We start from the raw sequence: 25,794 nt of genomic DNA, 5'->3' as shown, positions 1-25,794 counted from the left end.
GAGGAGGTCGACGGGTTCGGGGCCACGTCGCAGACGAGGTGCACCTTGCCGTCGCTGTACGTGATGTTGACGCAGCCCGGGTCGTTGGGCACGGTCGCCGTGCTGACCGGCGTCGGCGTCACGATAGGCGGCGTGGGTGTCGGTGTCGCGTCAGAAGACGTGCTGGTGTCGGTGGGGCTCATGGTCGGGGTGCTGGTGTCGGCCGCGGTGCTGGTTCCGGTCGTGTCGGCGGGGGCGGCCGAGCTTGTGGCCGTGCTGGCTGTGGGCGTGTCCTGCGGTGCTACCGCGGCGGCCTTGCGGGCGTCGGTGCGCACGGACCGGGTGGTCGTGCCGGTGGTCGGGATGACAATCAGGCCTGCCTGGGTAGAGCCGCCGGTGGGGTTGGCGCCGACGACGGCCGGGCTGGTGGGCGGTGCGGCGTGGGCGTTGGCGGTCGCGGCGAACCACGCGCCGCCACCGAGCGCGCCACCGGCGAGGATGGTGAGCAGCGCCCAGCCGATCATCGAGGCGTAGGCGGTGCGGCGGCGCGCGCCGGTCCGGGTGATCTTCTCGGTGGGCCAGTCGGTGTCGAGTTCGCCGAGCGTCATGGGCTCGGTGTCGCGGTCGATGGTGGTCATGGTCCTCTCCCCTGGGTCGTCTTGGCTTCCATCACACACCCAACCTTGCCCACTTGTCAAACAATCAGGCCGCGGCACTCCCAGCACAGGGCGCACACCGTGGCCCCGCGCCTCGCCAGGTGGTTCAATTGTCCAGGTACGCACATGCGCAGATGAGAGAAGGTGCCCGGGTGGCCGGCAATGACACCAGCCTGCAGCCGACCCTCGCTGGCAACCCCGACCTCATGGAGGGCCTGCAGGCGCTCGCGAACTCGCTGCCCGACTACCACCGCGCCGAAATGTACTACGAGGCGACGAACCCGGAGTTCTTCGCCTCCATCCGGCTGCGCCGCGCGCTCGAGCGCACCGGCATCACCTTCCGGTTCAACCTCGCCAAGACCCCGGTCGACGTCATGTCCGACCGCTTGGAGATCAACGCCGTCACCGTCCAGGACGACGACGAGGCCGACCAGATCCTGCAGAAGATCTGGGAACGCAACCTCATGGACCTCGAATCCACCAACATCCACCGGCGGGCCGGCGAGTTCGGCGACGCCTACCTGATCGTCTGGCCCAGCGACGAGGTCGCCGAAGACAACCCGGACATCCAGCCCGAGGACCTCGACGACGAGCAGCAGCTCGACTTCCAGCAGGTCGACATCTTCTACAACTCGCCGAAGACCACGCGGATCGTCTACGACACCGAGAACCCGCTGCGCAAAAAGTTCGCGGTCAAGAAGTGGACGATGCCCGCGCAGCTCGGCATCAAGGCCAAGCCGCCGACCAGGGTGAACCTGTACTACCCGGACCGCATCGAGAAGTACGTCACCACCCCCAACAGCAAGGGCAACAACCGGCGGGACTGGATCCAGTTCGAGGACGAGGGCGACGAGGGGTGGCCGGTCGCTAACCCGTTCGGCGAGATCCCGGTGTTCCACTTCCGCACCGGGATGCCCTACGGCGACCCGGAGCACCGCGCCGCCTATGGCCCGCAGGACGCGATCAACAAGCTGATCATCACGCATGCGGCGACGATCGACTACTACGGCTTCCCGCAGCGGTACCTGCTCTCCGACGCACAGCACGGCTCGGACGAACTGGCGGACTTCGACACCGAGGACGACATCAACCGGTTCGAGGACACCGGCCACGACTCCACCCTGCGCGCCGGGCCCGGCGAGGTGTGGTGGCTCAACGGTGTGCGGCAGGCGGGCCAGTTCAACCCGCCGGACCCGGCTGTGTTCCTCGCGCCGCTCGAGGTGTACATCAGGATGATGGCCCAGGTCACCAACACTCCGCTGCACTACTTCGACCCGCAGACCTACACGCGGCTGCCCCCGTCCGGCGAGTCGATCCGCGCTGCCGAGGTGCCGCTGCTCAAGCGCGTCCGGCGCCGTCAGCTGCTCTACGGGCGCGGCTGGACGCAGGTCATGGCGTTCGCGTTGAAGGTCGCGACCTGGGACGACGACGCAGGCGCCGGACGTATCGTGCAGCCGGACACCGTGATCCGGTGGACGCCCGGCGCGACGATCGACGACACGGCGGGCTGGCAGATGATGCAGCTCAAGAAGAACATCGGCGTCCCGCCGCGCCAGATCCTGCTGGAAACCGGGTATGAGGAGACTCAGGTCGACTCGTGGCTGCCTTACCAGGGCGACGACCTGCAGCAGCGCGTCCAGATCCTGCAGCAGGTCGCCACGGCCGCCCAGGCGCTGGGCACCGCGGCGAACCTGGGTGTCCTCGATCCGGAGCAGGTCAACAAGATCATCACCGATATCCTGAAGCTCCCCGAGGAGCAGTCCACCGAGTTCGATGAAGGGACAGCATGATGGCCGCCGACGGATACGCCAAGGCAGCACCCAACGACGCCGACCTTCTGCACGGCTGCGGCCAGGGCGGTCCCGTCCTCGCAGCCGGTAGCCGGCACACCGACATCACCACCTCCGCCACCAAGGGCATGGACGCCGGGATGAACGCCACCCTGGGGCGCCCGAAGGCGACCAGCGACATGGCCGGTCCGACGCCGGTCGGGCACGTCGTCGCCCCCGGGCAGCGCACGGTGGACGCCCCGAAGGGCACCCAGCCGGCCGTCAAGGCCTACCAGTAAAGGAGCCGTACCGATGGCTGCGAAGAAGACCCTGCCGCCCGCGTTCCTGGCCAACATCAAGAAGGCCAAGGGCGCGCCGAGCATCGGCAAGGGCACTCGCGTGGTGGACCCGAAGGGCAAGAAGGGCACCGTCACCAAGGTCGCCGGAGGCAAGGTCACCGTGAAGCACGACGACGGCACCGTCGACAAGCACCCGATGATGCGCGTGAAGAAGACGGTCGCCCCCAAGGCGGCGAAGAAGAGCAAGTAGCCCCGGCAGGAAGGCGGCGTGCTATGAGCTGGGAGAAGTACGACGCTGACCGGGCATCCAACGACAAGCCGCGGTCGGCGGACAAACTGGCCGAGGCGGTCAAGTCGTCGCTCGGCGATCGCGCCGCGGCGCCGCGGCCCGGCGAGCACCCGGGCCATGTGGTCCACCGGCCGGTCGAGTCCCGGCCGGTGGAAAGCCGCCCCGTCGAGGACGCGGCCGGCAAGAAGGCCTACGCCGGGGCGCGCAAGGCCGCGGTCAAGGCGACGGCCGACGCCGACACCGCGCAGGGCCACAAGGCCGCCGCGGCCGCGCACCGGGAAGCCGCGCGCCTGTCCACCACGCAGGCCCAGCGGATGCTGCACGAGAACAAGGCGGCCGAGCACACCCAGGCTGGCCACGAGGTGCGGTCCAAGGCTGCGGAGGCGCTGCCCAAGTCGCCAGCGCGCGTCACGCGCCCGGTCCGCAAGACGCCGGGCGGTTCGATCGAGCGCAAGTCCACCAGCGGCACCGCGGCCGAGCGGCTGGTGGAGGACCGCAACGCCCGCACGCAGTCCCACTACGAGAAGGTCGCGGACCGGGCCGAGAAGGCGAGCCGCGAAGCCAACGACGCGGCCGGTCACACCGAGGCCTATCGGCAGCACGTGCACGCCGCGAACGTGGCTCCCACCGAGGAGCTGCGCACGATGCACATGAAGCTGGCGGTGTCCCACGACCGGGCCAACGTGTACGAGAAGAGCACCCAGGCGCGGGCCGAGGGGTTGAACATGGCCAAGGCGCGCGCTGGTCAGCCGACTAGTCCCGTGAAGGCGCCCACCGTCGCGGAGCGGACGTACACGGGCAACCGCGACCGGGCCGTGTACATGTCCGCCAAGGCCTCCACTGCGTCGGACCACCGTGCCGCGGCGGGTGCGCACGACCTGGCGGCGAAGAGCGCGCCTACTCCGGTGCTGGAGAAGATGCACGAGGGTAAGGCCGTCGAGCACCTGCAGGCGGCCGAGACCGGTGCGCGTGCCTCTGCCGCGAAGACCGGGGCGACGCCGGCCGCTGCGGTCAAGCTGTCCAAGACCAGCACGGGTGCGGTCAAGGTGACGCAGGGCGCCACCCACCTCGGGAACGTCGAGAGCCGAGGCGGCAAGTACGTCGCCGTCGTGCGCGCCGCCCGCGGCAAGCTCAGCACCGCCGCGTTCGACACGCACGAGGAGGCGCTCGACCACATCCGTCAGTCGCACGGGCTCGGGAAGATGTCCAGTGCTGAGCGGCTCGCTGCCCGGATGCGGTGATGAGCGAGCAGCCGCAGGTCAACACCGCGGGCAACACCGACAGCGAGCAGCAGGCGGTGTCCTCGGTGACGGTGGAGAACGCGGCCGCGGTGGCCGCGCTGCTGCTGCTGGAGAAGCAGGCGATCGACGCGGTCAGCGGCCCGCTGCGCCAACTGCTCCGCAACATCTTCCGGATGCTGGCCGCCCGGTACGTACTCATGTTCGGCGGACTAGAGCAGCCTGCCGCGGATGCGGTGCAGGCGCAGCAGCTCGCCGAGTTGCTGGTGACCGAGTTGCAGGCGGTGGCCGAGTACGATCCGACCCCGCAGCTGCAGCAGTTCGCCGCCCAGGCTGCGGCGCGCGGCCTGGAGTACGCGAACCGGTACCTGACGGCGCCGGTCGCCCCGGGCGTCGTGCAGCTGGAACCCGTGCTCACTGAGGCGATTGGCGCGGTGCCGGAGACGATGGCCGAGTCGGTCGCCTCGACGGCGAACTTCGTCGAGCAGTTGCCGATCACCGGCTGGGACGACCTGGTGCGGGCGATGGGGAAGGCGAACCAGGCCGCGACCAGTCTGGAGCGGTCGACGACGTGGGCGGTGAACAAGGCGAACTCGGACGCGATCCGGCAGGTCGCGGTGAACAAGGGCGCGTCGCTGCTGTGGGTCGCCGAGCCGGACGCCTGTGTGATCTGCCTGGCACTGTCCGGGCACATCATCGACCCGATGTCGGGGGACGGGTTCGACGAGGAGGCGACGTTCGGCAAGCCCGGCAGCGCGCCGGACGTGTGGCCGCCCGGTGAGCCGCTGATGGGTCCGCCGCGGCACGTGAGCTGCCGGTGTCATCCGGAGCTGTGGTTCGGCGCCCACGCGGCACCGGGCGGTCCGGAGGAGAATTCGCTGTACAACCGTCCCGGTGTCGGGGCGAACGTCGACCTGCCCGCGGCGCTGCGGCGCGAGGCGAAGCGGTCGATCGTGTACGGCTGGTCGTTGCCCAGCGAGTCCGGGGCGGTGCGGCTGGATGCGGCGTCGCGGCTGCTCGCCCGCGGCGCGGGGTTGCCGAGGTCGGTGGAGGAGCGCGGGCACCGGGCGGTGGCCAAGGGGGCGTTCGACAACCGGATCCACCCGTCCCACAGGAGGCGTGCTGTGCGCCGGTGATCGCTGTACTGTTGCATTACTGCGCAGATGCGCATAGGTCCCTATCCCGGCTGGGAGCCACTCGTGAAGATCACCCGCCTGATGCCCGCCCGCCACATCCTGCTCGGCCGTCTGAAGAGCGGCGCGCCGGTCTACCAGGTCGCCGGAGGCTCCGGCGACATCGAGATCGAAACGGACGAGGAGACCGGCACCGATCCCGCCGGTGAAGGCGGCGAAGGTGGTGAGGCTGGCAAGGATGGCGAGTGGACGCCGCCGTCCAAGGCGGAGTGGCTGAAGGTGCAGGCCGCGCTGTCGAAGTCCAACGCCTCGGCGAAGCAGCGCCGCGAGGCCCTGGCCGAGGAGCGCGCGGAGAAGCAGCGCCTGGCCGACGCCCTGGCCGCGAAGGAAGCGCAGGACGAGCGCAACGCCCTGCTCGAGGAGCAGCGCCGCGCCGCCGCGGTCGATGCGCCGACCGGCCGCAAGGGCAAGAAGGCCGCCGCATCCCAGCCCCCCGCTGCGCCCGGTCTGCCCGCCGACGTGCTGACCAAGGCGCAGGCCCGCCAGCAGGCCGCTGAAGCGGCGCGCGCCGCCGAGGAGCGAGCCTCCGCCAAGTTCCGCGGCATCGCCGTCAACCAGGCCGCCCGCGCAGCGCTCGCATCTTCCGGCGTGCAGTCCGCCAACGTCTCGCGCCTCGTGCGGCTGCTCGACCTGGACGAGATCCAGATCGACGACGACGGCGAGGTCACCGAGGGGCTCGAGGAGCAGATCGAGACGCTGAAGGCCGAGCTGCCGCAGCTGTTCAAGCCGGCCGAGGCGGACAAGCCGAAGCCCAAGCGGCAGGCCGCCCCGCGGGCGAACGGGTCGGGGCGTGCCGAGGCCGAGCAGCGGCCGCGGTCCTCCGCCGAGCAAATGGCCGCGAGCATCCTCGGATCCCGGTAGAAACAGCGGATAGAAACACCGGAACGCCCCTGGACTGGTTGACAACCGGCCACAGGCGGTAATATGGGCAACAGCCTGCGGATGCGGGTGGGTAAGACCTAGATCGGTCGATGCAGTCCACCCCACCCCACATCCCCAGGAGGTCGCGGCATGCTCCGCGCAAACCTGCTGTCGGGACCGGGCATCGCCCCCAAGACGCTGCTCGGCCACACAGCATTCGGCAAGCCGATCTACGCCATCGCGGGTGGCGCCCGCGACACGATGGAAGCGTGGATCCCGGAGGAGTTCGACTCGCAGGTCATCATGCGGGTGAACCAGATCTCGGGCGTCGAGGCGCTCGGGTCCCCGGTTCCGATGAACTCCGACACCCGGTCGGTTCCGCGTTCGGCGGGCGTGGGCGTGAGCCTCGTCGCCAAGGGCGGCACCTACAACGAGGACCAGTCGGTCAACGACTCCGTCATCCTCACCGCGCAGAAGTTCGGCCAGGCCGTCCGCATCGCGGAAGAGGACATCGACGACGCGATCGCCGACGTCATCGCCACGAAACAAAAAGACTGGGCCACCTCCTACGGCAAGATCTTCGACAACGCGTGCCTGGCCGTCTCGGCCGCGCCCGGCGTCGGGGTGCCGTTCACCAGCGTCTACTACGCGCTGACCCAGTCGGACGCGAACACCGGCTACACCGCGAACGCGAACCTGACCCAGACCGGGTCGGCGGGCACCACGTACGCGTCGCTGTCGCAGTCGCTGGGCAACGTCGAGCGCGGCAACTACTTCGACATCTCCGAGATGGTGTGCATCGCCCACCCGGCGTATCGCAACCTGTTGCGAAACATCAAGGACACCAACGGCCGGCCGATCTTCCAGGAGTCCACCGCGGGCTTCCCGGGCGGCGGTATGGCGGCGTCCCCGGACACGATCTTCGGGATCCCGATCCACTGGTCGCTCGGCAACATGGGCTCGTCCACCGCGACGCCCACCCCGAGTGGCAACCCGCTGCTGACGTGGGCGAACCGCAACTACATGATCGTCGGTCGGCGTTCGGGCCCGGAGTCGGTGTTCATCGACGGCCGCAACGGCCTGGCCGCCCTGACCGACGAGTCGATCCTCAAGCTCCGCGCCCGACGCGCGTTCGCCGTCGGCCACGAGGCCGCGTTCTCGGTCCACGAGGACAACTCGGGCAACATCAACCTGTAACCCTGCGGGGTTTCCCAGACGGCGGGCGCCGGTTTCAGGCGGAACGGCGCCCGTCCCCCGGGAACCCCGGACATCGACGGCAGCCTGCGCCACCCGAAGGAGAACCCCATGCCCGACTTCACCCGTGGCCAGTTCCCGTCGCTCGACGGCGACCCCGAGGCCGAGGTCGCCCAGCGGACCGAGCCGGACACCGACGGCAACTGGTTCCGTAAGGTGTTCACCGTCCACAACCGGTCCTACACCAAGGGCATCGACGGCCGACACCCGTTCCACCTGGACAACTTCGTGTCGGTCCTGCAGGCCGCGTTGCAGCAGGGCCTGCACCCGAAGGGCGCGCCGGAGCTCGAGGCCGAGGCGGATCACCCGACCGACGGCAAGAGCACGAACCTCACCTACAGGGTGCCGGTCGTGCCCGCGGTCGCCGACGTGCACCCCGAGACGACGGTCACCCCGTCCAACCTCGATCTCGTGCTGGCGAACCCGAACGCCCTGCAGCCGATCCCGGTCCAGCAGCCCGCGGCCGACGCGACCCGTTGGGACCGCGGCGAGGGCGGCACGGACGCGGACGGCGCGCCGCTGCTGCCCCCGAGCGCGCCGCCGGCCGAGCAGGAGCCGGTCGCGGGCCCTACGCCACCGGCGGACCCGTCGACCCCGCCGGCTGCTACATCGTCGGAGAATCCGGCTGCACCCTCTACCACTTCCCCGCCGCTGTCGCCCGATCCCGAGACAGCAGCTCCGGACGCATCACCGTCAACATCCGCTGAGCCGGTCGACCCGGCGCCCGCGGTGCAGCCCCCGGCGGAGTAACCGGTGAGCCTCGCGACCAACCAGGGCGCGACGGCCGTCATCCAGTCGTCCTGGTCGATCGCCGGCACACCCACAGACGTCACCAACCTGACGATCTCCGTATCCGCGGTCTCCACCGGCACCAGCGTCATCGCCCCGACGAGCGCCGGGATCTACCACGCCTCGACCGGCCTGTACGAGTTCAGCTGGGCCGTCCCGACGAGCCAGGCCACCGGCGACTACCTCGCCGCGTGGAACGGCACCCTCGGCGGCTCGGCGAGCAGCCAGTCGGTCGTCGTCACCGTACAGGACGTCAACTACGGCATCCCGACGTTCCTGACCTGGTGCGACATCTCCCTGGCGCAGGACCTGATCCAGGGCGGCAACGTCAACCCGGTCAGCCCGCTGACCTGGGTGCAGAACGTGACCGGGCTGTCGCTGACGTTGGGGCAGATCCAGCAGGGCCAGCAGGTGCTGAACATGTTCAGCAACTACACGCCGGAATCCAGCGGCTTCAACATGCGGCCGAAGGACCTGATGCTGCTGCGCTACGGGCTGGCCTACCAGGCCGCGTGGATGACGCAGCAGCCCGGTGTGCTGTACCGGTCGGAGATCGACCAGCTGTCGCAGGATGGCCTGTCCACACACTGGATGGACCCGCGCGCCATCATGCTCGCGCCGCTCGCGCTGCGGTCGCTCAAGCAGCTGTCGTGGCAGAAGTCGCGGTCGCTGCGGGTGCGCACGCCGTTCATCGACGACCAGACACCGCTGTCGTCCGATCCGGACGCCGAGGCGAACGACCTGTACGAGCGGTGGGTCGACATGTACAACTTCGGCTACCGGGGAAGCTCGGTGCCGTGATGAGCAAGGGCAACCAGATCCCGACGTCGAAGTCCGCGGACAGCATCAAGGCCCGCAACGAGGTGTACGACCAGCTCGACAAACGGTTCCCGAAGTCGGCGATCGGCTGGGTGAAGCTGATCCCGTGGGATCCGGCCACGAAGATCGGCCTGGACGCGTTCGACACGAGCAACGAGGAGAGCTGGGCCGCGTACCGGGCTCCGGACCATGTGCTGCGCGAGGTGGAGCAGTACAAGCAGGGCGAGAACGATCCGATCATCGCCGTGATGGGGCCCGGGAAGAACGCCAAGGCCGTGATCATCGACGGCCACCACCGGTACCTGGCGCGGGAGAAGATGAACAAGGGCCGGGTCGAGGCGTTCATCGGGCACGTGCCGTCGGACGAGGGGCCGTGGCTGTACACGCACATGTCGCAGAAGGGCGGTGACTCGGGGTGACGGTGTTCTGGCCGACCACCACGATCAGCATCCTGCGCGGCACCACGACGACCGCGGCCGGGGATGTCGTCGACTCCGATACGCCGGTGCATACCGGTGTGCCGGCGTCGGTGATGGAGCGCACGAGGACGGGGATCGACTCGGTATCACAGGACATGCGCGTCTACCGGTACACCACGTGCCGGCTGGCGGCTGGGACCGATGTGCTGGACACGGATCGGATCCTGGACGAGCGCACCGGGAAGAAGTACTCGATCGCCGCGGTGTCGGTGCTGGGGTCGCCGGTGCATACGCCTGACTTGCGGCTGGACTTGACTTACGTCAACTGACAGGGCCTGATCCGGGCGATATACTGGATACGTCCGGATTTGTATGTTCATTACGCGATTTCTTGGGACGGAGTCACTCATGGCAAGCATTCCCGACCTGGGAACCCGCGACGCGGTCAGCGCCGACATGCCCGCGCGCAACGCGAGCAACGGCGTGGCGCCGGGCGCGAAGAGCAACCTCCTGAAGGGCGGCGGTGCGATCGGCGGCGCGCAGGAGGCGCACCACCAGCCGACTAAGGTGCTGCACCCGCAGGGGCCGTTCGTGGACGCGCAGGGCAACCGGTTCAAGGTCGACTCGAAGTAGTCGCCGTCTCCGCCTGAGACAACACCCCTACTCTCCCTAGGAGACATGAAGTGCCTACTTCGGGCGCAGCGGGCGACCTCTTCGAGCAGAGGGACGTCAACGCCAACGTCGACACCTACGTTTCGGCGACCGGCGAGCTGGTCGAGCAGTACGGACTGGTCCTCGGCACCCCGCAGACCTACACCGCCAACGCCGTGATCCCGGTGTCGGCCTCCAACGTCGAGATCGGCGCCATCGCCGGCGCGATCTCCCTCACGCTTCCGGCGGCTTCGGCGGTGACGGCGGGCCACCTGCTGTCGATCTCCGACGCCAACGGCTCGGTGTCGTCCTCGGCGACGGTCGGCCTGATCACTCCGACCGGCGGCGGCAAGATCGGCAACGTGTCGGCGGCGACGTCGTCCACCTCGGCCGCGTCGTACGCGTTCCTGAACTCGGCCTACGGCGCGCTGCGCCTGAAGTCGAACGGCACCAACTGGAACCCCTGGTAAACACGCAAGAATTTCGCTGGGGCTGCCTGCGGTTGGTGCTTCAAGGCGCACCCGCTTAGGTGTGGATGGGCAGCAGGGCCGGGGGCGGCAATCCGGTCCGAGAACTGAACACGCCGCACCGCCCCCACGGTGCCCGGGTAGACCGGGCGGGGACGGTGCGGGGTACCCGACGTAGAGAAGGGTGCGGAAGGTGGCCGTTGATCTCCAGATCGACGAGGGCTGGCTCGACCAGCTCAAGCCCGCGATCAACACGATGATCGTGAAGACGATGACTGAGGTCCACAAGGACGCTGAGGCGATCTGCCCTGTCGAGCACGGCGACCTCAAGGCGTCGCTGACGGTCATCAACTCCGCACCCATGCAGGCCCGCATCACCTCCCACCTGCCGTACTGCGCGGCCGTCGAGTGCGGTTTCCACGGCGAGGAGTACGTCCGCCCGCACATGCGCCAGGGCGTCCCGGTCCGCGGGCACATGCGCCGCGGCAACAGCCCCGAGCAGCCGTTCCTGCGGCCGGCGCTCTACCGTGAGCGGGAGCTGACCGTATGAGCCTGTGGCACCACCACCCCCACGTGCGCACCGGCGGCGACCTCACCCTGGGCGAGCGCGCCGCGGACAAGATGCGCAACAGCATGGGCTCGTGGACGTTCATCTTCGTGTTCGTCACGGTCATGATCTGCTGGGCCGGGACGAACACGCTGCTGATGCAGCGGGTGCTGCACCACCAGGCGTTCGACCCGTACCCGTACATCCTGCTGAACCTGCTCCTGTCGACCCTCGCGGGCCTGCAGGGCGGGATCCTGCTGATCGCGTCCAAGCGCGCGGACCAGATCAGTTCGGAGCTGGCGCAGCACGACTACCAGGTGAACACCGACTCGCTGCGCTACCACGTCGTGCAGGCGCAGGTCCTGGTCATGCTCGCGGACGCGGCCTCGGGCGTGACGCTGTCCGACGAGCAGCGCAAGGCCCTGCTCGCCCCGCCGACGATCCCGCTGCCGCCGCGCACCGCGCAGGACGACGAGTGGCCGGCGGTGAGATAGGTGCCGTCCACGTACCGCGCCAACACCGAGCTAGTCGCCGGACTATGGCTCTCGGCGCTGCCCGGGTTGAACTCGGGGATGGTGGCGACGCAGCTGCCGGAGAAGGCCGAGACGAACGCGTCGCTGATCACGAGCGGGTTCGTCACGTACAAGACGGTCGGGGGCACCCCCGACATGTACATCCCGGAGCGCAAGCCCGCGCTGCAGATCACCACGTACGGGTTCCCGATCGACTCCTCGAGCCGCAAGCCGCAGTGGAACATCGCGAACGGCCTGGCCGAGCAGATCGTCGCGGCCTGCTACCAGCTCTCGAACTTCAACGCGACCCTGGCGCTCCCGTCGGGATATCCGACGGCGCGGGTGCAGCAGGCGCACCCGCTCGGGGAGCCGCGGCGGATGTACGGGGACAAGGCGTACTGGGCCGTCTACCAGTTCGATCTTCAACTTTACTGGCTGGAGCTGCCGTCATGAGCAGGCGTTTCGCGATGGAGGGCCCGAACAGCAAGCAACTGCTGTCCTACCAGGGCAAGGTGCTGGTCCACGACGACCGGGCCGAGCTCGAGTTCCTGTTCCCCGGCGTGCGCGTGGTCGAGCCCGGCGCGATGCTGGCCGGGTACGACACGCTATCGATCAAGCAGCATCCGGAGCTCGGGCACATCGAGTGGCCGCTCAGACGAGAGGACTTCAAGCGATGACCGAGCATCTGATCAAGACGACGATGCAGCCGGACCGCGTGGTCGAGGTCAACGACCAGGAGCTGGAGGACCTGACCCGCATGGGCGTGGTCGCCGAGCTCGTGCCGTCCACCCTGGAACAGGTTCCGGCGCCGATCCAGATCCCCCCAGTGTCCTCGGCCATGCAGGCCGGGGGCCCGACAGTCAAGCAGGAGGTGGGCAGCAGTGGCAGCACCGAAGAAGAAGCCGGCGCCTAACACCAAGGCCCCGAAGGGGTCCTACGCCCTGCCGGGCGGTGGTCCCGGCGGGGCGGACGCGTACCCGCTGAATTCGAAGGGCCGGGCGGTCAGCGCGCTGGCCCGTGTCAAGACCAACGGGACGCCGGCTGAGCAGGCCAAGGTCCGTGCGGCGGTGAAGAAGGCCTATCCGGGCTTGCCGTCGAGCAAGGGTAAGGGCGGCTCCGCGGCCGCGCGCGCCACCAAGAAGAGCAAGTAGACCTACCCGTTTACGCCCGATCCGCCTGTCGGGAACAACTCCAAGACCTAGGAGATACCGGTGTCCGTCACCGTTACCAACCTGATCATGGGCCCCGGCACGATCTACCAGGGCCTGTTCGGGGCCGCCGAGCCCGCGGACTACAACGTCAACCTGTCGCCGGCGTCGTCCTCGTGGACGGACATGGGCGGCACGCTCAACGGCATCACGCTGTCGGTGGACCAGCAGTACACCGAGCTGATGGTCGACCAGCTCGTCGACTCGATCGGCCGGCGCCTGACCAAGCGCGAGTTCCTGATCACCACGCAGCTCGCCGAGCCGACGCTGAACAACCTGTCGGTCGCGCTGAACGGCTCCACCCAGACCTCCGGGGCGACCTCGGCGGGCGGCACCTACGCGACGCTGGAGCCGCTGTTCGCGACCTCGGCGACGCAGCCGACGTACATCGCGATCCTGATCGACGGGTACGCGCCGAACTCCCTGCGCCGCCGGGCGATCTTCCGCCGCATGCTGTCCACGGCGAAGGTCGACACCGCGATGGACAAGGCCAAGCAGACCGTGTTCACGGTCACGTTCAACGGCCACTACGTGTCCTCGGTGATCGCGCCGATCCACGTGGTCGACCAGCTGTCCTGATCCCCCTGACATCCGCCTGAGTAGCAAGGAACCCTGATGGCCGCCACACCAGCGAAGAAGACCGCCGCGAAGAAGACCACGGCTCCCCGGCGTTCCCCGCGGCCGCGGGCGAGCAAGCCGATCGAGGACATCCCGATGCCCGAGATCGACGTGCTCGACCTGCGGTCGGAGGACGCCGACGAGCTGCAGCCCGACCTCGTGGAGATCTTCCGGATCGACGGCAAGCCGTACTTCATCGACCGCAACAGGGGCGCGGGCGTTGTGATGCGGCTCATCAAGTCGATCAAGACCGACGGTGAGAACGCGGCGGTGGCCACCATGCTGACCGAGCTGCTCGGGGAGGACGCTTACGAGGCGCTGGCCAGTTACAGGGGCCTGACCGCGAAGCACATCTACCAGGTGGTGCTGGCGTGCCAGAAGGCGATCCTCGGGGATGCGCAGACGGGCCCAAAAGCCTGATCGCCGCCCGCATCGGTCCGCTGATGTGGGTGGTCGGGATGGAGGACGACGTGGCCTCGGACCTGTCCGTGTTCCACCGGGTCGACGACATGGAGAGCATGGGGTCGAGGCGGTGGGCGCGGCTGGTGCCGCGGCTGGCGGCGTATCCGGGCGTGGTGCAGTTCCGGATCAAAGCGGAGGCGCTGCGGGAGCAGGAGGCCGAGACCGGGCCTGCTGTCGCCGCGCCGGTGGTGCCGTCGGTTCAGGTGGCCGTGCAGGCGCCGGAGCCGGTGGTCCAGGCCGCAGGGGCGGCTGGTAGTGGTGCGCCGCCGGTGCTGCTGCCGGGGCCGCCGTCGCCCCTTGCGGGCGGGAAGGTGGTCGGGTCGAGTCAGGCCGAGCTCCGGTTCTCGGATATCGGCGACATGTTCAGTTTCGGCGGATAGGCAGGAGACGCAGCGGTGGCGGACGAGGGGCAGGGCTTCAAGATCGCCACCGCTTTCGTGCAGCTCGACGCGAAGGACGACGGGCTGCGCGAGAAGGTCGCGGCGATGCTGCAGGCCGCCGTCGAGGGCGAGTCCATGGCCGTCGAGCTCAAGGCCAAGGACGACGGCCTGAAGGCGGACGTCGCCGCGAAGGTCAAGGCCGCCGAGGCCGGCGAGCAGCTCGAGATCCCTATCGAGTTCGAGGAGGGCGCCGGGGTCGAGAAGGTCAAGGCCGAGATCGAGGAGATCAAGGCCGAGGCCAACGTCGAGCTGAAGTTGGACACCGGCGACGCTGAGACGAAGCTCGCGGAGGTCGCGGCCGAGGAGGAGTTGGTCAAGGAGAAGACCAGCGAGGTCGGCAACTCCACCGGCGGTCTGCGGGATCTGGAGGCCGGTGCCGGGGACGCGGCGGCCGCGGTCGAGGATCTGGGCAACAAGGCGGACGACGCCGGGCAGAAGATCACGAAGCCGGGTACTGCGGCGGCGAACGCGGGTAACGCGGCGGGCGCCGCTGGGGGCATGTTCGGCAGTATGGGCGGCCTGATGCTGTTCGCCGCCGGTGCCGCGCTCGCCCTCGGCCCGGCGCTGGCCGCGCTGCCCGCCCTGCTGGGCGGATTGGCCGCGGGCGGTGGTGCGGCGTTCATGGGGCTGCGCGACATCACGACCGCCCTGTCCGCGGCTAACACGGCCGCGGCGGGCGCGGGGATGACGGCGGCCCAGCAGGCTCAGACCGCGTTCCAGAACGCCCTGGCCATCCAGAACGCCGAGCAGCAGATCGTGCAGGCCAAGCAGCAGGCGGCGCAGGCCGCGATCTCGGCGAACAACTCGATCATCTCGTCCGAGCAGTCGCTGCAGAACGCCGAGTACCAGGAGGCGCAGGCCGCGCAGGCCCTGAACCAGGCCAAGCTGGACGCCGCCAACCAGATCGCCGACCTCAACAACTCGGCGGCCGACGCGGCCAACGGGGTCAGCGATGCCCAGCTGAACGTTACCCAGGCGCAGCAGAACCTGACCGCGGTGATGGACAACTCGTTGTCTACCGACCTGCAGAAGAAGCAGGCGCAGCAGGCTCTGGTCGACGCCGAGCAGGCCCTGACGGACGCGAAGCAGCGGTCGAAGGAGGCCACCCAGTCGGCGGACAAGGCGAACCAGGAGGGCGTGTCCGGGCTGCCCGCGGTGGTGAACGCGGAGCACGCGTACCAGCAGGCGATCCAGGGCGTCGAGAACGCGCAGCGGGCGCTCACCACGACGCAGGAGCAGGCCGCGTACCAGCAGCAGCAGTCGGCCCAGGCCATCCAGAAGGCTGAGCAGAACCTGACCGACACCTATAAGCAGCAGCAGCTTGCCGCCGCTGCGGCCGCGGCGTCGGGCGCCGGTGGGGCAAGCCAGTACGCGCAGGCGATGGCGAAGCTGACTCCGGCCGGCCGTGAGATCGTCGAGCTGCTGCGCGGCATGACCCAGGGGTTCGACAAGGTTGCGCAGAACGCGTTCTTCCCGGGTGTGCTGAAGTTCCTCCAGGATGTAAATCCTCTAATGGGGCAGTTCAAGCAGGTTTTGTTCGACGGCGGACAGGCTTTCGGCCAGTTCTTTGCGAATTTCGGAGCCCTTTTCCAGAACACCACATTCGTTAAGCAGTTCTTCACGATCTTCAATGAGGGCATTGGTTTGATGTCGCAGCTCGGCGGCGGCTTCATCTCGATGTTCCAGACGTTCACCGACGCGGCGAGCAAGGCCGGGCCGATCGTGTCCGGGCTGGGCTCGGGGCTCGTGGCGATCATGCAGGGGCTCGGGCAGCTGTTCGAGGGGCTGGTGTCCAGCGGCGCGGGGGCGGGTCAGACGATTCAGGCGATCCTCGGGTTCGTGGGCGATCTGCTGGGTCCGATCGGCGATCTGATCGGGGCGGTGTCGGGCGCGCTGGGTCCGGCGCTGGCGCTGCTGCGCCCGATCCTCGACCAGGTTGTCAGTGTATTGATGGCCGGACTCACCCCGGTTATCAAGGACTTGTCTCCGATCCTGGTCGACGCGGTCAAGATCATCGGCGACCTGGTGCGCGCGGCGGCCCCGCTGGTCCAGCCGATCTCCCAGTTCATCCAGATCCTGCTAACCGGACTAACTCAAGTCCTTGACCCTCTGATGCCGCTGATCGCGCAGTTCGCAGGCATCCTGGGCCAGTTCCTGCTGTCCTCGATCACGTCGCTGATTCCCCTGGTCCAGCAGCTCGTCACCTCGCTCGTGCAGCTGATGCCCGTGCTGGTGCCGATCATCTCCGACCTGCTGATGCTGTACCAGGCGTTCGCCCCGCTGATCCCGATCGTGATCAAGCTGGCGACCACGTTCCTCGAGACACTGCTACCCCCGATTACTCAGGTATTGCTATGGGTGGGTAAGCTGATCGACTACATGGTCGGCCAGATGGCGCCCGCGATCTCCAAGACGATCACCGACGTGGTCGGCTGGGTCGGCACCGCCGCAGGCTGGATCGAGACGCACCTCAGCCACATCAAGCAGTACTGGAACGACCTGATCAACTTCCTGACCGGGATCCCGGGCGCGATCGGCCGCGCCCTGTCCGGCATGTGGGACTCGATCTGGCAGGGCTTCCGCTCCGCGATCGACTCGGTGATCAACGGGTGGAACAGCCTGCACTTCACGATGCCGTCCATCGACCTCGGCCCCCTCGGCCACTTCGGCGGCTGGACCATCGGCGTCCCCTCGATCCCGCTGCTCGCTACCGGCGGCACCGCGACCGAGCCCGGCGTCGCGATCGTCGGCGAGCAGGGCCCCGAGGCCCTGTTCCTGCCGAAGGGCGCCACCGTCGACCGGAACCTCAACTCGATCACCGACCGGCTCGGCCAGGGCAGCAGCGTCGGCGCCTCGACGAGCCGGAGCATCATCATCCAGCAGTTCACCGTCCAGATCGACATGAAGGCGATGGCCGACTTCAGCAACCCCAACTCGCTGAATACTGCTGCCAAGCTGTTCGCCAGGCAGATCAGGGACGCGCTCCTCCAAGTGGACAGGGATACGGCGGTGCCGGCATGACGCAGTTCGGTGTAATCAACCTGGGCCGGTTCCCGCTGGTCGAGTTCCCGACCAAGGCGGCGACCGACGCCAGCACGTCGCCGTCGTCCTCGACACCCACCGGCCGCACGCTGAAGCTGGTCGGGCAGGAGTCGGTGCCGTCGGCCAACGAGATCGGCACCACCTCCAACCGGCTCGAGGCGATCCGCGCGGACATGGCCGGCCTCGTCGGGTCGTTCGTGTCCGTCACGTTCAGCGACAAGGTCGGGCTGAACGGCTACTACACGATCGTCGACAGCTCCGCGGACCTGCAGAACTGGGAGGGCGAGCAGCAGACCCTGACCTGGTCGCTGGACCTGAACCGGGTGGGCACCGACTTCGAGGTCGACATCGAGTCCAGGCTCACGGGCACGACGCGGAACAACATGTTTTCGATCACCGGGGTGCGCTGGCACTCGCCGTCGATCGGGCACTACGCCTACTTCTCCGCGGTCGGCAACACCCCGACCGTTGTGCGCCGGGTCGGGCAGGACGGCACGCACGTGGTGTACCTGAATCTGCCCACGACGCAGACCACGATCCCGCGGTGGGGGTGCGCGGTCGGGAACTACATGAACGGCCGTACGTTCTTCCTCGACGCCAACAGCATCGAGCGGTCCGGGATCCTGTTCAACAACAACAGCCCCACCAGCTGGGTGCTGTCCAACGGCCTGGTCAACATCAACCCGCTGACCAGCGCCGGTGGCGTGCTGAACATCGCGTCGTACACCTCCGGTGCGACGTCGTACCGCAACAAGAACTGGGACATCCAGTACGCCGGCACGAGCCTCGGCCAGCCATTGAGCGTGTCGCTGCTGCGCAACGAGCCCGAGATGGTCGTCGCGCGCCTGCTGTGGTCCACGGCGACCCTGGTGCGGGTGACCGGGGACCTGACGCTGCGCCGCGGCGCGCGGCATGTCGAGCTGTACCTGCAGTCCCAGGTGGCCGGCCAGTTCAAGGTCGTGCGCTCGAACGCGGAGATCGGCAGCTCGGCCGCCAACGGCTCCTACATCGCCGCGACGAGCAACGACAGCGACGGCAACAAGTACATCCTCGGCTCCGCGCTGACCACGACCCCGGACCTGGTCAACGGAGGCCTGTCGAGCTCGGCGAGCGTGCTGTACATGGACGCGTTCATCGGCGCCGTCATCGGCGGCACCAGCGCGGTCACCGGGGACCAGGCGGCCGACCTGTACAACCAGTACATCTCGACGCCGTCCGAGCTCGTGCAGGGCATCCGCCGATGAGTGGGGTGGTGTAGACGTGGCGATCACCGAGACCATCATGAGTCCCGGGTCGTGGTCGGTGACGCTGTCGCCGGACACCCCCCGGACGATCCTCGACGCGCTGCAGTACTTCCAGCACATCGTCATCTCGACGGGGCGGCACAACCCGCAGCTCGAGGGTTCGTCGCTGTTCACGTCGGGCCGGTTCACCGGGGTGATCACCGGTCTGGACTTCAGTTCGAAGAAGGCCAACCAGGGCATCATCCTGTCCGGCGACACCATGGCCACGTGGCTCGGCAACGGCTCCGGCGTCGGCCCGGTGATCGAGGGCAACAACACCCCCGGCTCGTCCGGCAACGGCGCCCAGTTCACGAGCGCGGCGTACTCGACCGTGGTCAACACGCTGGTCGGGGTGAGCTCGCTGAAGGTCGGCACGATCTACTCGATGCCCACCTCGGCGACCTACACGGGCGGGTTCATCTGGACGACCGTGGCCAAGGCGCTGACCTCGTTCGCGACGCAGATCACGCAGGGCGCGCTGCCCACGCAGATCGCGGAGTGGCGGGCCAACGGCAACGCCACGGTCGACTTCGGGCCGGTCGCCTCCCTGTACCGGACGAGCCCGATCACGGCGATCGTGCCGAACAACCCCGGCATGGACATGTCCATCCGCGGCCTGGACGGCGTTGCCGAGCTGATCGAGGACGTCAAGGACTACACGACGCGCACCGTGGTGCTCGCGTCCGGCTCCGGAGCGGCCACGGCGGTCGGGGCTGCGAACATCGGCGACGTCGGGGGCACCAACCCGTACACGGACTTCTACGGCAACCCGATCGTGATGACGCGCACGATCAGCGCGTCCGGCGTCTCTTCGGTCAACGCGACGGTCAGCGCGCAGGCGGCGCTGATCCCGTACACGACGCCGGCCGACCAGGTCCGGCTGTCGTCGACCGAGTACGACATCAAGGGCGACCTGGTCTGCGGCGACTACGTGTGGCTGTACGACCCCGACGCCGGGTTCATCGACACTTCGGGCGCGAACGAGATCGTGTTCCGCGGCGAGCGGATCAACCCGACCAAGCAGCGGGTGATCCAGGTCAACTGGCCCGTCACCAGCGATATGACGGTCGCGTACCGGGATCAGCACGGCAACTGGTACGACCTGACCGATTACGTGCAGTTCGAGGACGGCACCGCGACGAACCTGACGGTCGGCGGGTACAACCGGAACCTGGTGTCGACCTCCGAGCCGACGGCGGGCCGGCCGAACCCGGATACGACGATCCCCGGTGTGCCGGTGTTCGGGGCGCACTCCACCACCGTGTACCAGAGCTCGTCGGACGGCCGCACCCGCGCGCAGATCCAGATCAACTGGTCGACGCCGTCGAACACCGACGGCACCACGATGATCGACCTGGACCACTACGAGATCCAGTACCGGCCCGACCTGGGGATCTTCGCGACCAACCCGTCCTACAACGCGCTGCAGTCGGCGGGGTACACGTACAACGCGCTGAACGCGCTCGGCGGCACGTACAAGCAGCTGATCCCGCAGGCGGTGTCGAACTGGAAGGTGACGTTCGTCGCGGGCGGTGTCAACACCCTGCTTATTCAGGAGTTGACACCAGGGGTCAACTACGATTTTCAGATCAGGGCCGTCGATACGGCCAACCCGCCGAACAACGGCGCGTGGTCGGCGACCACCACGATCCAGGCGTCCGCCGACACGATCCCCCCGCCGACCCCGGACGCGCCGACGGTGGCCACGAACATGGCCAGCGTGCAGGTCACCTGGGACTGCGGCACCTCGGACGGGGGCACGTTCACCCAGGCCGTCGACCTGCACCACGTCGAGGTGCACGGCTCGTACGACCCGCTGTTCACGCCGTCCAACGCGACCAAGTTGGGCAACCTGCCGGCGAACATCGGCAACATCACGGGGCAGATCCCTGTCGTCGGCAGCTTCACGATCCCACCCGGCCAGCCGCCCGCGCAGGCGATGTTCATCAGGCTCATCGCGGTCGACGAGGCGGGCAACAAGTCCAACCCGTCCGTGTCGGCCGGGTCGACCGCCACCCTGTGGTCGAACGCGTACATCACTGACCTGACTGTCTCGAAGCTGACCGCCGGAACCGTCACCGCGTCGATCATCATGGCCGGCCAGATCACCACGGGCCTGACCGGGCAGCGCGTCCTGATGGACAGCACCGGCTTCCACGCCTACGACTCGTCCGGCAACCTGACCTTCGACGTGAACAGCAACTCGGCAGTGATTACCCTGGGCAAGACCGGCCAGGGCAACAAGATCACTATCGACATGTCGACGCAGGTCTACCCCACGATCTACCTGTGGGACCAGACCGGCACGGGCCCGGCGTTCATCAACGCCGTCGAGTTCGGTGCCAGCGTCGGCGCCGGCATCGGCATCAACACGGCCGAGTACACCTCGTCCTTCGACTCGTCGCAGGTCGGTCAGCGTATCTACCTGTCCGGGCCGCCCATCGGCGGTGTGTTCCAGGTCATCGACATCAACCAGGCGATCCACGGCGGATCGTTCAGCGTGACCGACTCCGGCGCCACGATGATCGTCGGGAAGCACGGCGCCCAGGACGGCGGCGAGATCTCCATGTCGCGCACCTCCGCCCTGTACGGCCTGTTCCCCAGCGGCGCCACCCACGGCGGCCAGTTGCTGATGAACTACAACTCCGGCGCGGGCGACGTGTCGTGGGAGCTGGACGGCTACCGCGCGAACGCGGGCAGCGTGGCCCCCCAGAGGCAGGAGGCGGAGTGGGGCGGCGAGATCGGCAGCATCAGCGGCACCGGCCTGACGTGGAGCTACGGCACCACGATGTTCAGCACGCCGACCCCGGTGGCGGTCCCCCGCGACATCAACACCACCACCATCCCCGCGTGGATGATGACCACCAGCAGCACCACCGGGTTCGGACTGATCGCCAACGCCTCCTACACCGGTCTGTTCTCCGTGATGTTCTGGGCTTTCCGGTGGAGGTAAACCGATGACGACCACTTACACGATCTTTCAGGTGCTGAACGGAACAGCCATCCTGCGGGGCGCCGAGCAGCCCGTCTGGATGGTCTCGTATATCCGAAGCGACACCGGGCTGGCCCACACCCACGGATTCCCTCACGAGATCTTCGTGAATCTGTGCGCCGAATACGAGCACGACCCGCACGACATCGATACGTTGATCCAGCTGGTGCTGCATCAGCCGCACATGGACATCCAGCACACCGACGACGACTTCGTGTACAAGGCCACTATCGAGCAGGCGCGCGCCGGTCACCTCGCGAAGCTCGCCAAGAGCCAGCAGGACCACGTCTACGTCGATGAGGGCAACCACCTGGACGCGATCCGCCAGCAGCACGATCCCGCCGACCCCAGGATCGCCCCGCGGTGTGAGAAGGTCCGCCAGGTCCGTAGGAACCACCGGCGCAATCTCGGGCTGGCCTGAGATGAACGCATCGATCAAGGAGACGGATAGTGGCTGACACATTCACGCCGAATATCGGCGCGATTATCGCGGACCTCAATGACGTATTCAATTTCGGTGCGCACGTCGAAGCGAACTTCACCCTGTTCGACTCGCTGATGGGCGCGGTGGACTGCCTGTCCACCGCGCGGCCCACGGTCACGTACAAGGGCCAGATCGTCTACGAGCACGACTCGCTGCGGTACGCCCAGAACACGGGCACCAAGGCGAGCCCCGTGTGGACGTACATGTCCCACGCGGCCATCACGGGGACCTCGTCCTCGCGGCCGACCTCGGGTCTGTCCGCGGGCGAGTTGCTGTTCGAGACCGACACCCAGTACCTGCTGAGCTATACCGGCAGCAGTTGGCGCCACCAGTCGTTCTGCAACTACTCGGTCACCAGCAGCTCGCACCCCAGCTCCGTGTTCACCGGGCTGGAGATCTACGAGAGCGACACCGGGCTGTCGGCCGTCTACAACGGATCCAACTTCATGTACCAGGTGGCCCAGGCCGCTCCCACCCAGACCCTGGGGACCACCACCGCGTCCGTCACCTTCTCCGGGCTGCCTACGGGAGTGAACGCGTTCAAGGTCAGGTGGTCGGCCCGGTGCTCCGACGCCAACGCGGCCGAGCAGTTCAAGGTGCAGCTGAACGGGGCCGTTGGAAGCAGCTATATCTGGGAGGTGAACCAGGCCAACAACACGACGGTCGCCGCGACCACGTCGGCCGGTGCATCGACGTTCATCCAGATGGGCACCGTGACGGCGGCCAGCGCGACCGCCGACTACTGGGCCAGCGGAGAGTTCACGGTGGACAACGGCGGCGCCTCCCAGTTCCCCAACGTGCAGGGCACCGCGGCGGCTTTCGCGACGACCACGAACATGTGGTGCGGTGTGTACTCTGGGCTGTACGCGGTGGCCGGCTCGGTCACCAGCATCACGATGTTCGGCGCCACCGGGTCGTTCATCGCCGGTAGCCAGTTCTCCATCTACGCACTTCAGTAAGGGATGCTGACGGTGAGAAGTGAAGAGGACCGTCCGGTCCACCTCGACCACAACGTCACCACCGGAGCGACCACGGTTACGCCGATCACGGATGCGGAGTGGGACGCGATGGAGCAGCGTGAGGCCGAGGCGATCGCCGCCACGGCGGCTGCCGAGCAGGAGCTCGCCGAGCTCAAGGCCGCGGCCGCAGCACACACGGACCCGCTGGTGCAGGCGTTGGCGAAGAAGGCAGGTTTGCTGTGAGCGAGGAGCCCCGCGCACCAGAAAGCGCCGTCGGCACGCCATTCGTCCTCCAGGAGTTGGAACACCAGGTACACTCCCTGACCACCAACCTACTGATGGCGAACGCCCGGAGTAGGGAGCTGAGCAACGAGGTGTTCCTACTGCAGGAGCAGAACGTGGCCTTGCAGAAGCGCGTGACCGAGTACGAGGACCGCGACGGCGCGCCGGACGCCGCCTAAAGCGCACTGCCTGCGCCCGTACGTGGGTCCGGGCGCAGGCAGTGTATCCATCGGCTAGTCGTCGCTCAGGGCCTGCCGCAGGGCGTCGTGCTTGGCCTTCCATTCGCCGGCCTCGCGCCGGGACTGCTCGAGCGCGACCTCGAGCATCGCGGACTCGTGCACCAGCGACGCGATCAGCCGGGCGTTCTTCATCTGGGTGGCCTGCTGGAGCATCTGCGGGTCGACCTGGATCTGCACCTGGTCGGCGCGCACCTCCTCGTGCTTGGCCGGCCCGGGGTTGACGGAGTCGACGACCGCCGCGACGGTCTCGGCGACCTGGTCGACCGTCACGTCGGTCGGCTTGCCGGTTGGGTGGCCCTTCGGCCAGATGTCGGCTACTTTCGTGGTCACTTGGTCTGCTCCTCGGCGATCTTGCGGTAGCGGTCCAGGATGTCGGTCGCCCGCACGATGTGGCCCTGCGGGTAGAAGGTGTAGTGCGACACCAGGGCGTCGCCGACGATCACGTTGTCCTTGCCGACGACGGCCGGCCGGTGCACGGTGATCCAGTGCTCCTCCTCCGGGTAGTCCAGCACGCCCGGTTCGGGCAGCGTCATGAAGTCGGCGCCGTCGATGACGTGGCAGGAGACGCTGAACTGCTGGCGCGGGGCGAGCGGGTAGTTCTGGTAGAAGTACGCCTTCTCGGGGGTGCCCTGGTCGAGCCAGCCCAGCAGCAGCCGGTGGATCTTCACGGCGAACTCGCCGTCGCCCCAGCCGACCGGGTCCATGCAGAACGGCGCCGTCACCTTGCCGAACGACTCGGGGATGATGTCGAGCTTCTGCGCGTACCAGGACGTGATCGCGTTGTTCCACATCAGGGCGAAGCAGGCCAGGGTGCCGGGGAGCGCGACCTTCGCCTTGCACAGGTTCTCGACGGCGTCCTCGTGGACGTACACGATGTCGTCGTCGAACCGGAAGAACAGGGCGTCCGGGTCGGCCATGTACCGGTAGGCGTAGCCGGTGTTGCGCTGCTTCGGCTGCAACCTGGGGCAGTTCTCCGGGCGCTCGATGATCCGCACGAAGCCCTTGTACTTCCGGGCCAGCTTGTACGCGTATGCCAGGTCACCGATCTGATTGTCATCGGTATTGAGAAACAGCCAGTATTCGTCGATCAGGCCGCGCTCGTGCTCCCGCAGCAGATACTGGAACAGGATGCTGACGGTGCTCTCTCGGCCGAACGGCGTCCAAGCGATGACGCGCTTCCCGGCAACGCTCACGTGCGCTCTCCAAACAAAATCGGATCCCAAAGCTGGGCGGCCAGCTTCTCGATGGTGAACTCCACGGCGACCTCGCGGGCCGCGCGGCCCATGGACTCGCGCAAGCCCGGGTTGTTGATCAGCTCGCGGATCGGTGTCTCCCAGTCGCCGCCGGGCTCGACGAGGAACCCGGTCACGCCGTCCTTGACGAACCCGCGGTACGGGGTGGTGGCCGAGGCGACGATCGGGATGCCGAGGAACGCGGCCTCGAGCGCCTTGGTGGGCACCTTGGCGTCGTTGTAGTCGGACTTGCGGTAGGGGGCGACCCAGATGTCGAAGTCGATCGTGTCCAGGTAGTTGGCGGTGCCGTCGACCCAGCCGGTGACCGAGACGCCGGGCTTGACCAGGCCCGTCTTGCGCATGATCGGGTAGGGGACGCCGACGACGTGCAGCTTGCCGCCCCACTCGTCCACCCGGGATAGGGCGTCCTTGACGTTGGTGGTCAGCTCCCACTGCGTGAACGACGACCCGGCCCAGCCGACGATCGGCTTCTGGATCGACTTCTCGTCGAGCATCCAGCGCGCCGGCCGGTCGAGGTACTTCGCGGGCAGCCCGTTCGGGACGACCACGACGTTGTCGCAGAACTGGGCGAACACCTCGGCGATCCTGGAGGAGGCGCAGGTGGTGTACGTGGCGCTCGCGGCGTTGCCGAGCAGACGCGCCTGCGTGCGGCTGTTGCCGTAGTCGATCGCCGCGGCCCCGAACTCGGGGTGCTGGTGCATGTGGAAGTAGTCGTCGTCGGCGTCGAAGACGGTGGTCTTGCCGCCCTGCCAGTTCCAGCGTGCCCATGCGATCGAGGATCCGGGGATCC

At 67.9% G+C, this 25,794-nt stretch carries 32 protein-coding genes and 1 pseudogene; 29 read left to right on the top strand and 4 right to left on the bottom strand.

What is annotated here, in order from left to right; genetic code table 11:
* A pseudogene (locus VGS97_RS20450) lies at positions 1–617 on the bottom strand (hypothetical protein); the annotation flags it as partial.
* A 170-nt stretch (positions 618–787) separates the two neighbouring features.
* Between VGS97_RS20450 and VGS97_RS20445 the strand changes: the two are divergent.
* The 29 genes from VGS97_RS20445 to VGS97_RS20305 all read left to right on the top strand — a co-directional run bounded on the left by VGS97_RS20445 (position 788) and on the right by VGS97_RS20305 (position 23,691).
* Positions 788–2,425, top strand: coding sequence for a phage portal protein (locus VGS97_RS20445; protein WP_326855209.1), 1,638 nt, complete (start codon positions 788–790; stop codon positions 2,423–2,425).
* A complete protein-coding gene (locus VGS97_RS20440; RefSeq protein ID WP_326855208.1) occupies positions 2,425–2,703 on the top strand; it encodes a hypothetical protein in 279 nt (92 codons plus the stop codon). Before VGS97_RS20445 ends, VGS97_RS20440 begins: the two co-directional genes overlap by 1 nt.
* Before the next feature lie 13 nt (positions 2,704–2,716).
* Positions 2,717–2,953 carry a hypothetical protein gene (locus VGS97_RS20435; protein WP_326855207.1) on the top strand — a complete coding sequence of 79 codons (237 nt, stop codon included), beginning with the start codon at positions 2,717–2,719 and terminating at the stop codon, positions 2,951–2,953.
* Positions 2,954–2,976: 23 nt separating this feature from the next.
* A complete protein-coding gene (locus VGS97_RS20430; protein ID WP_326855206.1) occupies positions 2,977–4,233 on the top strand; it encodes a hypothetical protein in 1,257 nt (418 codons plus the stop codon).
* Positions 4,233–5,366: a hypothetical protein gene (locus tag VGS97_RS20425; RefSeq protein ID WP_326855205.1), complete on the top strand. Its 1,134-nt coding sequence runs from the start codon at positions 4,233–4,235 to the stop codon at positions 5,364–5,366. Before VGS97_RS20430 ends, VGS97_RS20425 begins: the two co-directional genes overlap by 1 nt.
* Before the next feature lie 63 nt (positions 5,367–5,429).
* Positions 5,430–6,284, top strand: a complete 855-nt coding sequence (locus tag VGS97_RS20420; protein WP_326855204.1) for a phage scaffolding protein — start codon at positions 5,430–5,432, stop codon at positions 6,282–6,284.
* A 150-nt stretch (positions 6,285–6,434) separates the two neighbouring features.
* The gene (locus VGS97_RS20415) at positions 6,435–7,481 is read left to right on the top strand and encodes a phage major capsid protein (RefSeq protein WP_326855203.1); all 1,047 of its coding nucleotides are present in this window, start codon (positions 6,435–6,437) and stop codon (positions 7,479–7,481) included.
* A gap of 108 nt (positions 7,482–7,589) precedes the next feature.
* Positions 7,590–8,288, top strand: coding sequence for a hypothetical protein (locus tag VGS97_RS20410; RefSeq protein ID WP_326855202.1), 699 nt, complete (start codon positions 7,590–7,592; stop codon positions 8,286–8,288).
* A 3-nt stretch (positions 8,289–8,291) separates the two neighbouring features.
* Positions 8,292–9,128 (top strand): hypothetical protein, encoded by an 837-nt coding sequence (locus tag VGS97_RS20405; RefSeq protein ID WP_326855201.1) that lies wholly within the window; start codon positions 8,292–8,294, stop codon positions 9,126–9,128.
* Positions 9,128–9,565, top strand: a complete 438-nt coding sequence (locus VGS97_RS20400; RefSeq protein ID WP_326855200.1) for a hypothetical protein — start codon at positions 9,128–9,130, stop codon at positions 9,563–9,565. The genes VGS97_RS20405 and VGS97_RS20400 overlap by 1 nt, the downstream gene beginning before the upstream one ends.
* A complete protein-coding gene (locus VGS97_RS20395; RefSeq protein ID WP_326855199.1) occupies positions 9,562–9,894 on the top strand; it encodes a hypothetical protein in 333 nt (110 codons plus the stop codon). Before VGS97_RS20400 ends, VGS97_RS20395 begins: the two co-directional genes overlap by 4 nt.
* Before the next feature lie 79 nt (positions 9,895–9,973).
* On the top strand, positions 9,974–10,198 hold the full coding sequence (locus tag VGS97_RS20390; protein ID WP_326855198.1) for a hypothetical protein: 225 nt from the start codon (positions 9,974–9,976) through the stop codon (positions 10,196–10,198).
* 50 nt (positions 10,199–10,248) lie between these two features.
* Positions 10,249–10,686 carry a hypothetical protein gene (locus VGS97_RS20385; RefSeq protein WP_326855197.1) on the top strand — a complete coding sequence of 146 codons (438 nt, stop codon included), beginning with the start codon at positions 10,249–10,251 and terminating at the stop codon, positions 10,684–10,686.
* 190 nt (positions 10,687–10,876) lie between these two features.
* Positions 10,877–11,233: a hypothetical protein gene (locus VGS97_RS20380; RefSeq protein WP_326855196.1), complete on the top strand. Its 357-nt coding sequence runs from the start codon at positions 10,877–10,879 to the stop codon at positions 11,231–11,233.
* Entirely contained in the window at positions 11,230–11,724 is a 495-nt protein-coding gene (locus tag VGS97_RS20375; RefSeq protein WP_326855195.1) for a DUF1003 domain-containing protein, read from the top strand. Before VGS97_RS20380 ends, VGS97_RS20375 begins: the two co-directional genes overlap by 4 nt.
* Complete coding sequence (locus VGS97_RS20370; RefSeq protein ID WP_326855194.1) at positions 11,725–12,195, top strand: hypothetical protein; 471 nt, start codon at positions 11,725–11,727, stop codon at positions 12,193–12,195.
* A complete protein-coding gene (locus VGS97_RS20365; protein WP_326855193.1) occupies positions 12,192–12,419 on the top strand; it encodes a hypothetical protein in 228 nt (75 codons plus the stop codon). Before VGS97_RS20370 ends, VGS97_RS20365 begins: the two co-directional genes overlap by 4 nt.
* Positions 12,416–12,655, top strand: coding sequence for a hypothetical protein (locus VGS97_RS20360; RefSeq protein WP_326855192.1), 240 nt, complete (start codon positions 12,416–12,418; stop codon positions 12,653–12,655). The genes VGS97_RS20365 and VGS97_RS20360 overlap by 4 nt, the downstream gene beginning before the upstream one ends.
* Entirely contained in the window at positions 12,624–12,893 is a 270-nt protein-coding gene (locus VGS97_RS20355; protein ID WP_326855191.1) for a hypothetical protein, read from the top strand. The genes VGS97_RS20360 and VGS97_RS20355 overlap by 32 nt, the downstream gene beginning before the upstream one ends.
* Before the next feature lie 60 nt (positions 12,894–12,953).
* Positions 12,954–13,529, top strand: a complete 576-nt coding sequence (locus VGS97_RS20350) for a hypothetical protein (protein ID WP_326855190.1) — start codon at positions 12,954–12,956, stop codon at positions 13,527–13,529.
* 36 nt (positions 13,530–13,565) lie between these two features.
* A complete protein-coding gene (locus VGS97_RS20345; RefSeq protein ID WP_326855189.1) occupies positions 13,566–13,988 on the top strand; it encodes a hypothetical protein in 423 nt (140 codons plus the stop codon).
* A 38-nt stretch (positions 13,989–14,026) separates the two neighbouring features.
* A complete protein-coding gene (locus tag VGS97_RS20340) occupies positions 14,027–14,410 on the top strand; it encodes a hypothetical protein (RefSeq protein WP_326855188.1) in 384 nt (127 codons plus the stop codon).
* Positions 14,411–14,425: 15 nt separating this feature from the next.
* Positions 14,426–17,491, top strand: coding sequence for a hypothetical protein (locus tag VGS97_RS20335; RefSeq protein ID WP_326855187.1), 3,066 nt, complete (start codon positions 14,426–14,428; stop codon positions 17,489–17,491).
* Complete coding sequence (locus VGS97_RS20330; protein ID WP_326855186.1) at positions 17,488–18,756, top strand: hypothetical protein; 1,269 nt, start codon at positions 17,488–17,490, stop codon at positions 18,754–18,756. The genes VGS97_RS20335 and VGS97_RS20330 overlap by 4 nt, the downstream gene beginning before the upstream one ends.
* 16 nt (positions 18,757–18,772) lie before the next feature.
* Positions 18,773–21,748 (top strand): hypothetical protein, encoded by a 2,976-nt coding sequence (locus VGS97_RS20325; protein WP_326855185.1) that lies wholly within the window; start codon positions 18,773–18,775, stop codon positions 21,746–21,748.
* Positions 21,749–21,752: 4 nt separating this feature from the next.
* Positions 21,753–22,208: a hypothetical protein gene (locus VGS97_RS20320; RefSeq protein WP_326855184.1), complete on the top strand. Its 456-nt coding sequence runs from the start codon at positions 21,753–21,755 to the stop codon at positions 22,206–22,208.
* Positions 22,209–22,237: 29 nt separating this feature from the next.
* Positions 22,238–23,230 carry a hypothetical protein gene (locus VGS97_RS20315; protein ID WP_326855183.1) on the top strand — a complete coding sequence of 331 codons (993 nt, stop codon included), beginning with the start codon at positions 22,238–22,240 and terminating at the stop codon, positions 23,228–23,230.
* Positions 23,231–23,242: 12 nt separating this feature from the next.
* Positions 23,243–23,473, top strand: coding sequence for a hypothetical protein (locus tag VGS97_RS20310; protein ID WP_326855182.1), 231 nt, complete (start codon positions 23,243–23,245; stop codon positions 23,471–23,473).
* Positions 23,470–23,691, top strand: a complete 222-nt coding sequence (locus VGS97_RS20305; protein WP_326855181.1) for a hypothetical protein — start codon at positions 23,470–23,472, stop codon at positions 23,689–23,691. The genes VGS97_RS20310 and VGS97_RS20305 overlap by 4 nt, the downstream gene beginning before the upstream one ends.
* A 54-nt stretch (positions 23,692–23,745) precedes the next feature.
* Here the strand turns inward: VGS97_RS20305 and VGS97_RS20300 are convergent, their stop codons facing one another.
* Genes VGS97_RS20300 through VGS97_RS20290 form a run of 3 tightly spaced genes read right to left on the bottom strand, consistent with a single transcriptional unit; the run spans position 23,746 to position 25,705 of the window.
* On the bottom strand, positions 23,746–24,081 hold the full coding sequence (locus VGS97_RS20300) for a hypothetical protein (RefSeq protein WP_326855180.1): 336 nt from the start codon (positions 24,079–24,081) through the stop codon (positions 23,746–23,748).
* Entirely contained in the window at positions 24,078–24,944 is an 867-nt protein-coding gene (locus VGS97_RS20295; RefSeq protein ID WP_326855179.1) for a hypothetical protein, read from the bottom strand. The genes VGS97_RS20300 and VGS97_RS20295 overlap by 4 nt, the downstream gene beginning before the upstream one ends.
* Positions 24,941–25,705 (bottom strand): glycosyltransferase, encoded by a 765-nt coding sequence (locus VGS97_RS20290; protein WP_326855178.1) that lies wholly within the window; start codon positions 25,703–25,705, stop codon positions 24,941–24,943. The genes VGS97_RS20295 and VGS97_RS20290 overlap by 4 nt, the downstream gene beginning before the upstream one ends.
* Between the last annotated feature and the right edge of the window lie 89 nt (positions 25,706–25,794).

The sequence above is a fragment of the Actinocrinis sp. genome (genome assembly GCF_035946395.1).
In the GTDB taxonomy this organism is placed as follows: domain Bacteria; phylum Actinomycetota; class Actinomycetes; order Streptomycetales; family Catenulisporaceae; genus Actinocrinis.
The sequence above is the reverse complement of the archived record's forward strand: the minus strand, read 5'-3'. Positions and strand labels throughout refer to the sequence as shown.

Excerpts from the sequence above, each read along its gene's own strand:
- VGS97_RS20440 (WP_326855208.1), top strand. The coding sequence starts at position 2,425 with ATGGCCGCCGACGGATACGCCAAGGCAGCACCCAACGACGCCGACCTT.
- VGS97_RS20435 (WP_326855207.1), top strand. The coding sequence starts at position 2,717 with ATGGCTGCGAAGAAGACCCTGCCGCCCGCGTTCCTGGCCAACATCAAG.
- VGS97_RS20430 (WP_326855206.1), top strand. The coding sequence starts at position 2,977 with ATGAGCTGGGAGAAGTACGACGCTGACCGGGCATCCAACGACAAGCCG.
- VGS97_RS20425 (WP_326855205.1), top strand. The coding sequence starts at position 4,233 with ATGAGCGAGCAGCCGCAGGTCAACACCGCGGGCAACACCGACAGCGAG.
- VGS97_RS20415 (WP_326855203.1), top strand. The coding sequence starts at position 6,435 with ATGCTCCGCGCAAACCTGCTGTCGGGACCGGGCATCGCCCCCAAGACG.
- VGS97_RS20410 (WP_326855202.1), top strand. The coding sequence starts at position 7,590 with ATGCCCGACTTCACCCGTGGCCAGTTCCCGTCGCTCGACGGCGACCCC.
- VGS97_RS20400 (WP_326855200.1), top strand. The coding sequence starts at position 9,128 with ATGAGCAAGGGCAACCAGATCCCGACGTCGAAGTCCGCGGACAGCATC.
- VGS97_RS20390 (WP_326855198.1), top strand. The coding sequence starts at position 9,974 with ATGGCAAGCATTCCCGACCTGGGAACCCGCGACGCGGTCAGCGCCGAC.
- VGS97_RS20375 (WP_326855195.1), top strand. The coding sequence starts at position 11,230 with ATGAGCCTGTGGCACCACCACCCCCACGTGCGCACCGGCGGCGACCTC.
- VGS97_RS20365 (WP_326855193.1), top strand. The coding sequence starts at position 12,192 with ATGAGCAGGCGTTTCGCGATGGAGGGCCCGAACAGCAAGCAACTGCTG.
- VGS97_RS20360 (WP_326855192.1), top strand. The coding sequence starts at position 12,416 with ATGACCGAGCATCTGATCAAGACGACGATGCAGCCGGACCGCGTGGTC.
- VGS97_RS20345 (WP_326855189.1), top strand. The coding sequence starts at position 13,566 with ATGGCCGCCACACCAGCGAAGAAGACCGCCGCGAAGAAGACCACGGCT.
- VGS97_RS20340 (WP_326855188.1), top strand. The coding sequence starts at position 14,027 with ATGGAGGACGACGTGGCCTCGGACCTGTCCGTGTTCCACCGGGTCGAC.
- VGS97_RS20330 (WP_326855186.1), top strand. The coding sequence starts at position 17,488 with ATGACGCAGTTCGGTGTAATCAACCTGGGCCGGTTCCCGCTGGTCGAG.
- VGS97_RS20320 (WP_326855184.1), top strand. The coding sequence starts at position 21,753 with ATGACGACCACTTACACGATCTTTCAGGTGCTGAACGGAACAGCCATC.
- VGS97_RS20290 (WP_326855178.1), bottom strand. The coding sequence starts at position 25,705 with ATGCACCAGCACCCCGAGTTCGGGGCCGCGGCGATCGACTACGGCAAC.